The organism is Chitinophaga sp. 01L420 (genome assembly GCF_056399985.1).
Map to the genome: position 1 here is coordinate 168,509 of NZ_JBFTSK010000010.1, position 16,716 is coordinate 185,224.

Sequence of the window (16,716 nt, forward strand, 5' to 3'; positions counted from 1 at the left end):
AATATGAATAGCCTGGGTTCTGCATCGGGTTAAGATCTGGTACTCGCTCTCTTCATGAAACCGGAAACAGTTGCTCATTTACATAATCATCGTCATAGCAGCGTGGACCTGCTTCTTTACGGATTACAACACAAAGTAAAGATGTTATATGAACTCAATATTATTAAACGGTTTCTTGCTATAAAGGCGGGTAAGCGCAACCTGATAGTAATTATTCATGGTTAATAATAACGTGGAATAAATAAAAATACAATGGGCCTTCCACGTATGGAAGGCCCTAATAAGTTACATCAAAAATTTTGATTAATGAAAATATTGCTTCAGCATCTCTGCTGCGGTTAATGCACCTGTAGTGGTATTTAAAGAGTCGATCTTCGATAACTCCAGCTTGGCAGCTGAAATGGTTGTTGTTTCCAGCATATGTTTCATTGTCAGCATTTTTGCTACAGGCAGGGAATCCCACAGGTACTTTTCCATCATCAGGTTGGCAATAGGTACTGCAAAGGTGGAACCCATACCGGCATTTTCCACAATCACTGCAATAGCAATCCGGGGATGATCTCTGGGGGCAAAGGCCACAAATACAGAATGGTCTTTGAGGTCTACTACTTTGCCATCTACGATGCCCCTGTTCTCTGCGGTGCCGGTTTTACCACATACGTCAATTCCGTCCATGTGAGCGCCCCTGCCGGTACCATGTTCTATTACATCTTCCATCCCAAAAATAACAGACCGGTATGCGGTATCAGATACGTTTGCTACCACATGCTTTTCCTTGTATTTTTTCAGCAGATCAGAATTATCCTGGTCAATCGACTCCACCAGGTGCGGTATATAATAGAAGCCCCTGTTGGCGATCATACACATCGCATTGGCCATCTGCAGCGGTGTTACCGCTACCTGCCCCTGCCCCATGCCTACATATAATTCAGAACAGGAATTCCAATTGCCGTTATAGAGCCGGTTCAACACGGTAGTATCAGCCACTATACCCGGGCTTTCACCCGGTATGTCAATACCCAGTTTATGCCCCAGTCCGAATTTAGACATGTACTCTTTCCATTTGGTATGTCCTTTTTTTACACCCCCCCATTTATTATTGTCTACTTCCATCCGGTACAGGTGCATAAAATAGGAATTGCAGGAATGCGCCATGGCAATACGCAGGTTGCTGGCATGACCAGCTTCACTGTGCATACAGTGAACAATATGTCCACAGGCGTTATAAGCCCCGCGGCAGGGATATCCGAAGTCGGGTGTAATCAGTCCCTCATCCAGTGCTACTATGGCCGTTAGTGGTTTCATGGAAGATCCTGGCTGATAGGTAGCCTGTATACCCCGGTTCAGGAACGGTTCTGTAGGATCCGTAAACAGCTTGCTGACATTTTTTGTACGGGAACTACCGGTGAGCAGATTAGGATCAAAAACAGGCCCGCTCACCATCGCCAGGATACCACCACTCTGCGGATCAATGGCTACGATGCTGCCTATCTTGTTGCGCATCAGTTGTTCTCCCAACACCTGCAATTCAATATCCAGTGACAGCCGCAGGTTTTTACCTGCAATAGCAGCGGTATCAAACACACCGTCCTCCAGTGATCCCTGGGGTCGGTTTAAATTGTCTTTTATAATATACTGTGTACCCCGTTGCCCCATTAATATCGACTCATACGTTTTCTCCAAACCAGTCAACCCTACATAGTCACCCGACTGGTAATCAGCATACCCTTTCATCTTCAGCATAGCCGGCGATATTTCACCGATATAGCCCAGTATATTGGCAGCCGCCTTATAAGGATAAGCACGTACCGGCCGTTGTACCAGCTCAAAGCCGGACTGGAACAGGTACATACTTTCCTGCAAACGACTGTAAGTGGAGGGAGACAATAACCCCGCGAAAACGGAAGGACGTACCCGCCCGTTTTTCTTCACGGCATCGGCTATACGCGATTTGAATTCTTCGGTCGTTATCTGTAGAATATTACAGAGGTAGGCCGTATCTATCTTCCTGACGGCAGCAGGTGTAACCACCAGGTCATACAAAATATCATTACTGAGAATACTCCGGTTTTGACGATCGAAAATGATGCCCCTGCTGGGATACACAATTTTCCGCGTGACAGCGTTGGCATCCGCCAACCGCACATACTTTTTATCGATTACCTGCAGGTAGAGCAACCTCGCAGCAAAAATTAAAACTAATCCTGTGATAATGAATATTACAACAAGTTTCCTGGGCTGATTATAAACGGACATGGTAAGTGATGGCGGGCATCTTTTAGAATTACAAAACTATTTCATAAAAACAGTTCTGTATAGAAAAATAGATGAGCGGCCATTACAAATGATGAGATCACCAACTTTACTTCCCTTCTTTTTTGAAGGTACCATTCACACCATCCCAACTGTATTTTGCGGCGTCTTTTGTCACAGTCATAATCGGTTCTCCTTTCTTATCCACTTTCTCTGTCGCTACTTCCTCCACCATATTCCAGAAGATCATATCAGGTTGCCCATTCTTTTCTGCCGGGAAAGTAAACGTTTCATCGTGATAAAAAGCTCCAGCATCACCTACGGTATATCTATCCGGCAATGGCACCAGGCGGCCACCGTTCATCCAGGCAAAGTAGTAAAAATTGGAAGGTACACCACAGGCTGCCCCGTTAAAGCCCAACGTGATAATGTTCTGTACGTTGGAAAGTCCCAGCCCGCTCATTATTTTAGACTCTGTAAAATTAGCATCTTCCCCGTCATATATGAGGCAGGAACTGGTAGCCATCAGCTTCCCGGCCTGCACCACTTTCAGCTTTACCAGGAACATCTTTGAAACAGTTTTAATACCATTGTCGATAACCGTTGAATCTACATGACGATCAATGGCATACACAAACTTAGTATCACCCCTGCGCATAGGTGCAAAAGATACTAATCCCTGCCAGAGGAATCCTTCTTTATCGATACCGTTCTTTTTATATTTTATCTCTAACCAGGGACCTTTAAGCCCTTTCAGGGTAAGCAGCTTATCAGTAATGGCGGTAACCGTAATATCATCACCGGTTAAAAGCGTGTCTATAGGAGGTTGTTTGGTATCCGCGCTGATACGCACAAAGGCAGTATCTGCAAAAATATAACGGGAGTCATTTACCTGTAAACTCCAGGTACGCATATCAGGCTCAGTTTCCTGGGCAAAAGCTACAGCCGTAATAAGGAAGGAGCAACAAACAAACGCAAAAAAAGCCATCGTTTTCATGAGGTATAAATAGATATTGAAACCCAAAAGTAACACTTTACCTCCTGAAAACGATGGTCCTTATCATTTTGCCGGAGGACAGATCTGCATCATATACACAGCACTGCTGGCCTCATAGGATTGCAGCACCCCCGTTACACAAGGCACCTTATAATTACGGTAAGTAAGTCCCCTCGTAACATCCCGGTTGCCCCAGGCGGCATTAATATTTTTCTGCATCCAGGGCAGGAACTGTGTTTGTTTAGCATCGGTAATCAGCAGCATTATGTACTCACCCAAAATAGCTTTCAATACTCCCTGCTCATTCCAATCACCTTCTGCCGGCATAATACCGTTTACATCGCTCATGGTTTTCTGCGTGTAAGTCGCCGCCAGATTGGCCTGGTCAAGATAGCTTTTCGTGCCGGTCACTGTATACAACATCACCGCTGCACCAATAAAGGTGCCCTGGTTATAGGTATAATCAGACCAACCTTTATTTCCATTGACATTGTTATCGGCAACCCTGCCGGTATTGGGATCAAACAGGTTATTCATACCCCAGTTGTACACGTCTTTCGCTTTCTGTAAATAGCTGTCATCACCAGTAATTTTATAGAGCGTCATGGCAGCTATGACGGTAGGAAAATTGATGCAGGAATTTTTTCCACTGTGATTAAAATCCCAGAACATGCCTCCCTTCACCGGATCATAGGAACCATCCCATACCCGTTTGAAACCGGACACAGAAAAATCCAGGTATTCTTTGGTACCGGTGAGCTGATGTGCCCTGGCCAGGGATATTACCCACCACATGATATCATCATAAATAAACCACTCCCGGGTGTTGTTCCAGTTGTATTTATCATAGTGGTTGTAACCACCTTCGTATATATCAGTAACCCGTTTAAGGTCTGCTGCATCCTTAGTACGCTTATATACATTCATCGCCATGTCCCAGTAGATAGCCTGGGTCCAGATAGCACCGATATCTTTCTTCTCTGTATTGGCGTAATACAGTTTATCATTGGTACTGTAGAAATACTGGTTAAACGTATTATAGGCGGTACTGGCATCTTTAATAGTAAAAGATACTCCCTGCACCGGCGCCGGGCCTACCGGATCTTCTTTTGTAGTGCTTTTGGAACAGTTGCTGTGCAATAACAGCGTAGCAAAAAGTATACAGGTAATCTTGCTCATATGATCGGGTTAAAGGAAGAATTACGAATTAGGAATTACGAATTACGGATTTGTGGGTAGATGGTAAACGCGGATATCTCCCCACAAATCCGTAATTCGTAATTCCTAATTCGTAATTCAAAATATTTTACCAGCCTAAATTCTGGATCAGTTGTCTGTCATTGTCCACATCATCAGAAGGGATCGGGAACAGGTAATGTCGCTTGCTGAATACACGTGTTTCGAAAGGCACTACTTTTAAGAAATCAGGCAGATCGGCACTGATGTTCAAACCATAGATAGGTCCATTCTCTGTTTGCTCTGCGATCTTCCACCTGCGCACATCAAAGAAACGATTGTTTTCAAAGGCCAGTTCCACCCGGCGTTCTTTGCGGATGGCTTCGCGCATGGCTGCCTGTCCGGCGGGTGCCGGTAATTCAGCTGAACCATACAAAGGAATACCCGCTCTTTCCCTGATCAGGTTTACATACTTCAATGCTTCGGCACTACCCGGATCAGATTCATTCACGCACTCCGCGTAGCTCAGGTATATTTCGGCCAAACGGATCAGCATCAGCGTACGACCACCTACATCCCATTTATCCAGGCCCATGGCTTTGCGCACAATATAACCGGTAGGGGTATAATCATTCCCCCCTGTTCTCTTACCGGAATTACCGGTACTATATAACCGCGTAATCAGGTCCGGATAATTCCTGTTTAACCAATGGCTGCCATCATAAGTGATATTTACATAAAACCTTGGCTCACGGCCTACCCACTGATTATAAATGCTGGCACTCACTTTATCGTTCGGCGCCTTAAAATCTGAATACCCCGTTTTTACATATCCGGAAAGCGGATCGTCAATACTGCGGCCATTCTTTGTAAAAAAGGCATCGACCATATTCTGCGTGGCACCCAAACCGCCACTGCCTCTCACATCTCTCGAATTCTCACCACTATGATAAGGTGTCATTTCATACTGACGGGAGTTCAGGGAATTATCCGGACGGGCAAAAATCACTTCTTCATTCCAGTCATTCAGGAATACATCCCGGCAATCGAGATAAGCATTCTTTTCATTGTTAGCATACGTCCTGGTATACAATTTATAAGTACCCGGTACAAATTCATCCAGGAAAGCTTTATAGGCAGCAGTAGCATCTTTCCATTTCTGCGGATCTACCGACTGACCAATCAGTTGCTTACCATCTTTATTCCTCAACGCCGCCATATCTGTATTACCGTTAAAGAGCGGGCTGGCACCATACATCATGGCATTGGCCCTGAAAGCCAGCGCAATACCTTTGGTAATATGACCTACGGTAGTAGAAGAATATTCTTTGGGYAACACGGCTGCTGCCTTCAGTAATTCATCACTYACATAGTTGACACATTCCTCGAACGAATTACGCGGAATTTGCAGTGTTGTGTCTACCGATACCGGCTTCTCCCCCATCAATACAACGGGACCGTATATACGCATCAGGTAGAAATAATACATGGCACGCAGTGCCCTGGCCTGCGCCTTGGCCTGGTCTTTCAGATCCGGGCTTAAGTCAGTAATTTTATCCGCGTTATCTATAAAAACACTGGCTGCTCTGATACCTTTGTAAAAGTTTCTCCAGTAGTCACCAACAAAACCGGATTTGGCATCCCAGTTACCAATATTTACATCATTCGACTGCACAAATCCCCATACGTAATCTGCCTCATCGCAGCCACCCGTCCATAATCCACGGTTGGTATTATCACCGGGATTACGTTGTCCGAATTCATCCGGAATCCTGCTGTATACATTGTCCAGGAATCGTTGTGCGGTGGACCAGGTCCTGAATGTTTCATCAATGGTTAACCGGTCATCCGGTACCTGGTCCAGGAATTTCTTACAGGAAGATAATAACCCTATGGCCAGGAAAATATATAATAGCTTTTTCATGATCAGTTGCTTGTTTGATTAAAACCTTAAGTTAGCCCCCAATGAGATGGTCTTTACGCTTGGGTAAGAAGACCCGTTGTCTGTATTCAGTTCAGGATCCCATAACTTAAACTTGCTGAAAGTGAGCAGGTTGATCCCCTGCAGGTAAATGGAAGAATTCCGGATACCAATACGTTGTAACAGGTGCGCAGGAAGGTTATAGGCCAGCTGTACCTGTTTCAGGCGGATGAAGCTCACATCTTTTACCCACCAGCTGCTGGCTTGTGTGTTATTTTTATTCTCTGCTTCACCATATGCCAGCCTGGGATAAAATACATCCTGACTTGGGTTATCTACGGTCCATCTGTCGGTAGCAATACTATAAGCATTGGTAACACCACCTCCTCCGTTGAAAGGAATGATGGCACTACCTGCCAACAGGCGGTCTGCATTGGAAACACCCTGGAATAAAAAGCCGAAACTGAAACCTTTATAAGCCAGGTCCATTCCGAAACCATATACCATAGCAGGTACGTCGCCACGACCAATTTTGGTAATATCCGCGGAGTTGATGAGTCCATCACCATTCAAATCTTTGTACTTGATATCTCCGGGTTTTACCTGTGACTTATCACCAGGTACGGCGCTTTTATCAATTTGTCCCTGATCAACAAACAATCCTTCTGCGATATAGCCATAGCGGGCATTCACATTGTTGCCGCGATGCTCCATCCATGGATACAGCTGTGGCGGACGGTCATCTTCTATCAGCTTATCTTTATTCCAGGTGATATTACCACGTACGTTGATATCTACCTGTCCTATCCGCATCCGGTATTCCAGATTTGCATCCAGTCCTTTATTATCTACGATACCGAGGTTACCATACTGCTGATTTTCCAATCCCATGAAAGATACATTGGACGCTCTTTGCAGGAAGATGCCGGAACGATGTTCTTTAAATATATCTACATTAATTCTCAAACGATCCCCCAATGTTACCAGCTCAATGCCCAGATCCTGTTTGTTGGATACTGACCAGCGCACATCTGTGGCATAACGGTTAATGCTGATGCCTGCGCCATTATCCACAAAGCCGGTTCCGTATTTGTACCTGTTATCATTTGAATTCAGATTGGTGATATACAGGAACCTTTCTGCCGCACTACCCAAACCGGTGTTACCATTGGAGTAACGGAATTTCAGGAAAGAAACCGCATCTTTAAGTGGTGCAAAAAAGTGCTCATTAGAGGCTACCCAGGCCAAACCAATGGCAGGGAAGAAACCAAAACGGTTTTTTGGTGCAAACAATTCAGATCCGTTATAGCCGAAATTAAACTCTGCAAAATAGCGGTCATCATAGGAATAAGCGACTTTACCCGCCAGGCCCAGGTAACGCTCCGGAATAGAACCAATAAAATCTCCGGCAAGCGTATTACTCTTATCACTGGTGTAAAATAAACCGAGGCCGGTTACATGATGCTTTCCAAAACCGCGGTCATAATTGACAGCAGCTTCTGTATAAAACTGCCGGGTAGTCTGACGGTCGCCATCTAATTTATCAAATCCCAGGTAATCATCTCCGGTATATGTTTTCACCAGGTTGAGCGAGCCATCCGGTTTATACGGATTATTCATATCCGGATAATAAGTGTCTTCTCTTTTTGACCGTACAATAAAGTTTTGGTTGTAGGTATCAAAGGCAAACATGGCGGTGGCAGATAAACCTGGCGTAATGATTTTCAAATCCTGTGTAGCCCTGATATTGGAATACAGCTGGTTCTTAAATTCATTGCGGTATCCTCTGCGGGTAAGGTCTGCATAAGGGTTGCGGAAACCACCGTTGGCGGATTGTCCTGGTACCAGGTTGCCCGGATACATAATAGGATACGCTACCGGCGAGGCATCCATGGCACTCTGGAAAATATCATGACTGGCTACACCAGGATAATTACCATTGGAAAAGTAGCCCTGCAAACCTACATCCAGTTTGGTTGTTTTGGTAACTTTCAGATTCAGGTTAGAGGTAAAATTATAGCGGTTATATTTTAAGGAAGAATTATACTTCGCCAACTCATCTGTTTTCAGGAAACCACTTTCATTGAAGTAGCCCAGTGATACATAGTATTGGGCATTTTCCACGCCACCGCTGGCATTCAGATTAGCACTGCGGGTATGACCGTATTTATTGAATACGGCATCCATCCAGTTTACATCCGGGTACAGCAGCAGATCTGCGCCAGCCTTTGTTTTATCAATTTTCTCCTGGGAATAGATAGGGTTTTGATTACGTGTAGTGGCAGCTTCATTGGCCAGGTTCATGTAGGTAACGCCATCAAGCATTTCCGGTCTTTTGGTAAATGAGTTAACGCCTTCATTGTAATCAAAATAGATTTGTGGTTTGCCTATTTTACCGGTCTTTGTTTTCAGCAATATCACGCCATTGGCTCCACGAACACCATATACAGCGGTTCCTGCGGCGTCTTTTAAAATGGTGAAGGATTCAATGTCTTCCGGAGAAATATTATTGATGGCTCTTTCCACACCATCTACCAATACCAGTGGTGTGGCTTTGTTGCCATTACCAAAAGTAGCAATACCGCGGATCCAGATATCGGCGCCACTCTTTCCCGGTTCGCCGGAACGTTGCACACCAATAACACCGGAAATACGGCCTGCCAGCATAGTGGAAATATCTGATGCGGGCTGCTTGAATTCAGATGGTTTAATGGTCGACTGTGCACCTACCAGGCTTACTTTGCGCTGGGTGCCAAAACCTACTACCGCTACTTCACCCAGTGATTTGCTGGACAGTTTCAGTTGCGCGTTGATGGTAGACTGACTTCCCACCGGTGCTTCTACGGTTTCATAGCCGATAAAACTGAAAGACAATACGTCTGCCGCAGATTTTACGATGATCTTATACTGGCCTTCGGCATCCGTGGTGGTCATGGTACTTTGTCCTCTAACGGCTACGCTTACACCGGGTAAAGGCTTGCCGTTTTCATCGCGGATAACACCCGAAACCACCGCATCCTTTCGGGCAGCGGTGGTGGCGGCAGGAGTAGTCAGTTTGCTGATCACCACAATATCATTCACTTCTGCAAATCCGAGGGATTTATGCTGTAATATTTTTGCCAGCACATAGTCCAGTCTTTCGTTGGTGAAAGAGAGGCGTTCTACTTTATAAGCACTGATCAGTTGCCGGTCATAGGCAAAAGTAATTTTAGTGCGGCGATGCAGTTCTTTCAGCGCTGATTCCAGGCTACCGCCTTTCAATGCAATCGTTACGCTGGTTTCCTGCAGTATTTGACCCTGTCCGGCATAGGCTGGGGCACAGATGAGGATCAAAACGACTGCCAGCAATCGTTTTTTGAAATTTTCTACAATTTTCTTCATACGTGGTTAGGCATTAATTGTTAACATTAATGAAAGGTTCCATTTACGTGGCATTAGTACGTAGTGTTTGTAAGCGATTAGCTTTGGTGATACATTGTTTTATTATTCGTAAATAACAGTGTGCTTGTCTATAGATCGTACTTTCAGGTGATGGATCGCCGCCAGCACCTGCGCTGCTTTCTGCGGGTCCATACCTGTTGGCAATTCCGTGGTATATCTGGTTGCTTTTACGTGTTCTGCTGTGGTGGTAATGGTGATGCCAAAACTCTTTTCCATCAGCACGGCCATATCATTAAAGGATACATCATTGAATATCAGTCTGCCCTCTTTCCATCCGGGTAAGCTCTCGTCTACCGTTGATACTTTCATGTGCCCGTTGTCTTTGTTATATACCAGCTCCTGGTCTTGTTCCAGCACCTGGATATTGTCGTTGTTGGCAGCCACGCTTACTTTACCGGATATGACGCCGATGCTGAGGGTATGTATGCCTTTATAGGCGGCGATGTTAAAAGCGGTACCCAATACGGTGGTGCGGAGCGGACCACTTTCTACCGTGAAGGGTATGTTGGGGTTGGTGTGTACGTCAAAAAACACTTCTCCGTCTACCAGTTCCAGCTTTCTTGTTCTGGATAAATCATCCGGTATGCGGATGGTGGAGCCGGCATTTAATGCTACAGTGGATCCATCGCTCAGGTGAATGCTGATCCTTTCCCCGTTACGGGTGATATAGGTGGTATAAGTGGGAACCGTGGTACGGTGTAGTATCCACCAGGCGGCGCCGGTTCCTGCCACTAGTAATACGGCGGCGGCGACCTTTATCAGGCGGCGGGGAGTGAGATAAAACGTTTTAGCTACTACAATTTGGGGTTGGATACCACCCCAGATTTCCTGCCTTACGCGGGCCTCTTCTGCTTCATCCATTTCCGGGAGCATGGTATCATCGAACGACTGATACCAGTGATCGATCACCTGGTTTTCTTCCCCGGAGGTATGACCCAGCATATACTTCTTGAAGAGTTGCCTGATTTTGCTGACTTCCACTGCGCGCGATTTTATTACTTATCTGAAAAAATAATGTTCGGTACTAGTCTGTATAAAAAAATCTGAAAATAATTTTCCCTCCGGGAGAAGCTGTACTATCGACAATACGTAGCTGCTCCTATAGCAGGAGTGACACCTATTAAAAAGGGAAAGTATAGTAACTGTGTAGGCCGCTTGGTTGTACGGACTACTTAGTATTATGTAAATGAATGAACAGGTATACCAATACCAGGGTCCATTCTCCTGTAGAAGAGGCTTTAAGAGAGATGCGCAGCCTTTTTAAGGCATCTGTCAGCTGGTTCTTCACGGTTTGCTCTGATATGTTAAGTGTTCTTGCAATGTCGGCAATGGTGTAATCATCTTCCCGGCTCAGGCGGAATATCTGTTGCATTCTGGCCGGCAGCCGGCCAATTTCTTTATCTATGCGAGCTTGCAGCTCTTTGGTTTCCAGCGTATCTGTGGCAATATGCTCATCGAAATGATCAAAAAAACCGGCCTTCTTAATTTCTGCGGCACTAAAAGCATAATAGCTGATCACCCGGTAGCGGATAGCTGTAAAGAGATATCGGCCAAGATCTCCTTCCTGCTGTACGGTGATATCATTTCTCCTTCTCCATAAAGTAATCATCACCTCCTGCACCATATCCTTCGCCTCATCTTTATCCACGCGCTGACAAGCCTTTAAATAAAGGGCCTGCCAATATTTATCATAAATCGATTCAAAAGCAGCTGTATCATCTCTTTTTATAAGCTGTAATAAATCTCCATCACTCAACATTTGTTCGCGCATATTAAAAAGTGGGTGGATACCTTTATAACTTCCCGCGGACGAAAAATAATGATAATCTTTTAGCTTTTGGCCATTAGCTTTTAGCTTTTAGAAAAAATGCAGCGAAAAGAGAAGCGTAAAGGCTCATCTTCGCTGCATTTTTTCTAAAAGCTAAAAGCTAATGGCTAAAAGCTATTTCTACTGCTTATCCCACCCAACCCGGCTGCTCAGATCATCCGGCCCGCCAATGCGCTGTACTGCCTCATCATAATGCTGCTTGTTCAGCAGCGCCTCCCCGGACGGATACCCATGCCTGCGGGGTATTTGTCCGTCACGGGTTTGTGCATTCGCCGGCGGCAATAATTTCGGGAACCCGGTTCTCCTCCATTCATACCAGGCTTCCCATCCATTCAGGAAAAGTGCTACCCACTTCTGCGTACCTATCAGCTCCAACGCTTTAGCAGGACTGTATACCACCCCGGGCGAGGTAATACAGGCGGCATAGGCCGCATCGGTGTATACCCCAAACTGCTGCATCGATGCTTTAATGCCTGCCAGGTAATACAATTCAGCATCTGCGTCGGTACCAGGTATCCAGGTTAACTTCACCGCCTCGGCCAGCGCAAACTGTACTTCCGCAACGGTATAAAAATATACCGGCGATTCCGGCTTACGCATGGCGGCACCCAGCAACGACATAGAGGAAAAATTAGTGTTGATCACCCCATACGCCTGTCCGTGATATAAACCATCTCCCGCCTTGTCTCCGAATTTGGGTAAACGGGGATCATTATTGGCCTGCAAATTATTCACCAATGGCGCGGATATTGCTTTTCATAACGATCTGAATTACATTTTGGCTGTACTGCTTATCTTTTTGAAAAAAAATCAAATTGTAAGAAGAATACCGAAAAAAAATATGAGATTACAATAATATGATTTTGCCCTGAGAGAGTACTTTCACGTACTTAGCAGTTGTTTTTGCTTAAATTCGTCATATGTCAACAACCGGTACCCGAAATCTATCACAACGAGTGAAAACACTTTCACACTTTATCGTAGGAGACCCTCAGCAGTTTACCTTGGAAAACCGCATCTTTAATGCCATTTGCGCAATTGCCCTCATCATTATTGCCATTAATGTTCCTTACAACTACATAACGGGGCTCACAGTTACCTCGTTTATTTTTTCTATCCTGGTACTGGCATTTGCCGGTATTTATTATTTATCAAGATACCGGAAGATGGTAAATCTATGCATCGCCATTTCTGTGATCATGATTAACGTGGCATTTGCCATCAACTACTTCTACAGTGGCGGTATAGAAGGCGCCTCCCTGTTATCCTTTACACTAGCCTTCTTCCTGACCATGCTGATTTCACCGGCTAAACAATATTACTGGTGGATAGGCCTCAACCTCTTTACTGTACTGGGATTGATCGCTTATGAGTATTATCATCCCCTGGCAATTCAACAAGTCTACAAAACAAGGGAAGACATCTTTGCAGATATGACCCCCACCTACATTATTAATGTGGTCGTTATTTTCGTAGGCACCATTTACCTGAAGACTGCCTACACCAAGGAAAAGAAGCAGGGAGAAGAAAAAACCCGTTCGCTGGAAACCATGAATACAGAGAAAAGCAAGCTTTTCTCGCTCATCTCCCATGACCTCCGCAACCCGCTGGCATCTATCCAATCCTATCTTCAGCTGATGCGGGAAATAGAAATTGACCCTCAAAACAAAATACAGATAGAAACGGAGCTACTATATGTGGTAAACAGTACACAGGAGATGTTGTATAATATACTCGTATGGTCCAAAACACAAATGGATGGACTCAATGTAAACCTCGTTCCGGTAGATGTAGCGGCAGCCATACTGCCCATTCTGAAAATTAATAAAATGGCCGTAGCCAAAAAGAAAATCAGCCTGGACACCAATATAGACGCCTCTATTAAAGTAATGGCAGACATAAACATGTTGCAACTGATTGTCCGTAACCTGGTAGGTAATGCGGCCAAATTTACACCGGCGGGCGGCTCTATTTTTATTACCACCAGCAGAAAGGGTGATAAATGTTTAATTGAGGTGAAAGACAGCGGCGCAGGCATTGACGCCTCCAGGCAGGTAGATATGTTTTCTTTGAAAGTACGCTCTACCTTCGGCACCGACAACGAGAAAGGAATCGGGTTGGGCCTGTTTCTCTGTAAAGAGTATACCACTGCACAACAGGGACAGATCTGGTTTGAAAATAATAAACATGGCGGAAGCTCCTTTTACCTGGAGCTTCCGCTGGCTATTTAGCTATTCTGCTTTCAGACTGTTGACCGGGTTGGCCACTGCTGCCCGGATAGCCCGGTAACTCACTGTTAACATCGTTATCAGGATAGCAATAAAGGCTGCCGATACAAATACGGTCCAGCTGATCTGCACGCGGTAAGCAAAGTCCTGCAACCACCGGTTCATCATAAACCAGGCAAGCGGTGTAGCAATAACGATGGCCAGTAATACCAGTTTCAGAAAATCTTTTGATAACAGCGTTACAATACCGGTTACTGAGGCGCCCAGCACCTTGCGGATACCTATTTCCCGGGTACGCTGTTCCGCGGCATAAGTAATCAGCCCAAACACCCCTAAGGAAGCAATCAACACTGCCAGCACGGCAAAGGAAATAAAGATCTTACCAGTGCGCTGCTCAGCTACATACAACCGGTTAAAATCATCATCCAGGAAAGAATATACAAAAGGCTGTCCGCTCATACCCTCCTGTGCCTCATATTTACTTTTGATCTGTGCAATCACCTGCTGAATATTGGCGGTGCGCACCCGGAATATCATTTTACGACGATATTCACCCAGACGAAACACCAGGGGCGGTATTCTATTTTTTAAAGATCCGGTATTGAAATCTTTCACAATACCGATCAGCTTTATCTGTGCCTTACCATTGTTATTATCATACAGGTACTTATCATTCACATCTGTAAAACCCATCAATTTTGCAGCGGTTTCATTTAACAGGAACGCAGTAGTATCAGAAGGCATGTCTGGCGAGAAATTTCTGCCGGCAGCCATCTGCATACCCATAGTGGGAATGTAATCCGCATCCACATACCAGTCATTTATTCCCATTACCTGTCCGTTACTATTTCCGGCATCCCTGGAATAAATACTGGTATTTATTGCCACATCGGTAGGCAGCGAAGCCGTCATCGTACCTGCTTCCACCCCTGGAATCGTCAGTACTTCCTGCCGGAAGCTTTTGGCATGTGTCCATAGCGCAGCAGTATTTCCTAATACCAGCATTTGCTCTTTATTATATCCGAGTTTTTTATTGCGGATAAAATCTAACTGGTTTTTGATAACCAACGTACCCACTATCAGTAAAATAGCAGCGGTAAACTGAAATACCACCAGACTATTTCTCAACCAACTCCCTTTAAAACCACCTGACAGCTTACCTTTCAACACCTTCATCGGTTCAAAACCAGACAGGAAAAATGCCGGATAGCTCCCCGCCAGCAAACCTATTGCCGCAGCTGTCACTACTAAAAAAGGAATCATCCAGATCAGATATGTTGTCTTCAACATCATATGCTTGTCTGATAACTGATTCAGGAATGGTAACAGCAATATGGCAATAGCGACAGCCAGTAACAAGGCGAAAAAGCTGGTCAGTGTTGACTCCGTCAGGAACTGAAAAATCAGTGATGACCGCTGGGAACCCAGTACCTTCCTCACCCCTACCTCTTTGGAACGTCCGGCAGAACGGGCTGTAGAGAGGTTCATAAAATTTACACAGGCTATCAGCAAAATGATGATAGCTACTGCAATAAAAATATACACATATTGAATATTCCCGGAAGGCTCCACCTCGCTGGACAAAGGAGAATGCAAATGAATTTTGGAAAGAGGTAACGCCACATATCCAAAATGGCCACCGTTCTTTTCAACATCCGCAATAGTACTACCCGTCATTTTTTTCAGAGAACTCTCCATATATTTTTGAGTAGCTCCCTTCAGATACCCTTCCAGTTGCCCACTGCTTCCTCCCGGCCGCATCAGTATATAGGTGGTGTAGTTATCTGCCATCCACTGCGCACTGCGACTGTCCTCCAGTTCAGACATAGCGCGGATAAAATCAAAGTGCAGATGCGACTGGTCAGGCACATCTTTTATTACCCCGGTTACCTGGTAGGTATTCACATTATCTGTCAATAAAGTTTTCCCTAATACATCAGTGCTGTTAAAATATTTGAGTGCCATGCGTTCAGAAATCACAATAGAATGTGGCTGCGTTAACGCGGTTTTAGGATCACCCGCAATCATAGGCAGGGTAAATACATCAAACAACGAAGAATCTGCAAAACTGGCGTTATTTTCTAACAGCGTGGAAGTACCCTTTCTTACCATTATATTACCTTGCTGAAAGAAACGTACATAATTCTCCACCTGTGGATAATCCTGCATTAATACCGGTCCCAACTGACTGGGTGAATATCTTTCCTTAAAAGCATTGCCATTCACAAAAAAATCTGCATCCACACGAAAAATGCGATTAGCCTTCTCATTAAATTTATCGTAACTCAATTCATCTGTTACAAATAAGGTGATCAGCAAACAGGTAGCCATGCCTATAGCCAACCCGAAAATCGTAATCGCTGAAAACCCTTTGTTTCTCCATAAATTACGTAATGCTATCCTGAAATAATTTTTAAACATAGTGCGAATTATAGAAGTTCCTTGTATAGACACATCAACTGAAGGTTGGTTGCTCCAAATAAATGCCGGAAAGGAAGTCTTTTGATTACCAACGCTTTACAATAATTCCGCACCGGGCGAATGCCCGTAAATAGCACATAATATGTCCGATTCCGAACAAACACTATCTGTTGATGGGCCTTGCTCTTAACGCAGTCCAGGTATCATCTATAGACACACTCGTTACGGCCTCCAGCCCAACTGCTTCAAAAGCTGTCCATACCGTTTCCCGCTTAATATCGCTTTTAATACTACCGCTGCCTTTAGGATAACAGGCCCAGAAAATACAATCCGGTTTACCAGATGCCACATGCACCTTCACCAGTTTTTCCAGCTCAGATTGTGTAAGTGCAAATACCTGCACAAAATCATAAGCACCTTTATTTTTAGCTGCAGGTTTCGTATCGTAACT

The 16,716-nt window shown here is 44.8% G+C and carries 11 protein-coding genes; 1 reads left to right on the top strand and 10 read right to left on the bottom strand.

All coding sequences use genetic code 11. The features are described 5' to 3' along the window. Nucleotides 1-303 precede the first annotated feature (303 nt). From mrdA to AC1DP6_RS12890, 8 genes are all read right to left on the bottom strand, one after another. Nucleotides 304-2,256 (bottom strand): penicillin-binding protein 2, encoded by a 1,953-nt coding sequence (gene mrdA / locus AC1DP6_RS12855; protein WP_477055183.1) that lies wholly within the window; start codon nt 2,254-2,256, stop codon nt 304-306. 106 nt (nt 2,257-2,362) lie between these two features. Further along, entirely contained in the window at nt 2,363-3,250 is an 888-nt protein-coding gene (locus AC1DP6_RS12860; protein WP_477055184.1) for a hypothetical protein, read from the bottom strand. Nucleotides 3,251-3,313: 63 nt separating this feature from the next. Further along, nucleotides 3,314-4,429 (bottom strand): glycoside hydrolase family 76 protein, encoded by a 1,116-nt coding sequence (locus tag AC1DP6_RS12865; protein WP_477055185.1) that lies wholly within the window; start codon nt 4,427-4,429, stop codon nt 3,314-3,316. Between the two features lie 127 nt (nt 4,430-4,556). Continuing rightward, a complete protein-coding gene (locus AC1DP6_RS12870) occupies nt 4,557-6,350 on the bottom strand; it encodes a RagB/SusD family nutrient uptake outer membrane protein (RefSeq protein ID WP_477055186.1) in 1,794 nt (597 codons plus the stop codon). Between the two features lie 18 nt (nt 6,351-6,368). After that, a complete protein-coding gene (locus AC1DP6_RS12875) occupies nt 6,369-9,728 on the bottom strand; it encodes a SusC/RagA family TonB-linked outer membrane protein (protein ID WP_477055187.1) in 3,360 nt (1,119 codons plus the stop codon). A 102-nt stretch (nt 9,729-9,830) separates the two neighbouring features. Beyond that, nucleotides 9,831-10,769 carry a FecR family protein gene (locus tag AC1DP6_RS12880; RefSeq protein ID WP_477055188.1) on the bottom strand — a complete coding sequence of 313 codons (939 nt, stop codon included), beginning with the start codon at nt 10,767-10,769 and terminating at the stop codon, nt 9,831-9,833. Between the two features lie 187 nt (nt 10,770-10,956). Beyond that, nucleotides 10,957-11,559 (bottom strand): RNA polymerase sigma factor, encoded by a 603-nt coding sequence (locus tag AC1DP6_RS12885; RefSeq protein WP_477055189.1) that lies wholly within the window; start codon nt 11,557-11,559, stop codon nt 10,957-10,959. Between the two features lie 177 nt (nt 11,560-11,736). After that, entirely contained in the window at nt 11,737-12,354 is a 618-nt protein-coding gene (locus tag AC1DP6_RS12890; protein ID WP_477055190.1) for a SusD/RagB family nutrient-binding outer membrane lipoprotein, read from the bottom strand. 182 nt (nt 12,355-12,536) lie between these two features. Between AC1DP6_RS12890 and AC1DP6_RS12895 the strand changes: the two genes are divergently transcribed. After that, nucleotides 12,537-13,847, top strand: coding sequence for a sensor histidine kinase (locus tag AC1DP6_RS12895; RefSeq protein WP_477055191.1), 1,311 nt, complete (start codon nt 12,537-12,539; stop codon nt 13,845-13,847). Here the strand turns inward: AC1DP6_RS12895 and AC1DP6_RS12900 are convergent, their stop codons facing one another. Both AC1DP6_RS12900 and AC1DP6_RS12905 read right to left on the bottom strand, forming a co-directional pair. Further along, nucleotides 13,848-16,265, bottom strand: coding sequence for an ABC transporter permease (locus tag AC1DP6_RS12900; RefSeq protein ID WP_477055192.1), 2,418 nt, complete (start codon nt 16,263-16,265; stop codon nt 13,848-13,850). Between the two features lie 163 nt (nt 16,266-16,428). Next, nucleotides 16,429-16,716, bottom strand: a 288-nt coding sequence (locus tag AC1DP6_RS12905; protein ID WP_477055193.1) for a hypothetical protein, incomplete at its 5' end; no start/stop codon positions are given.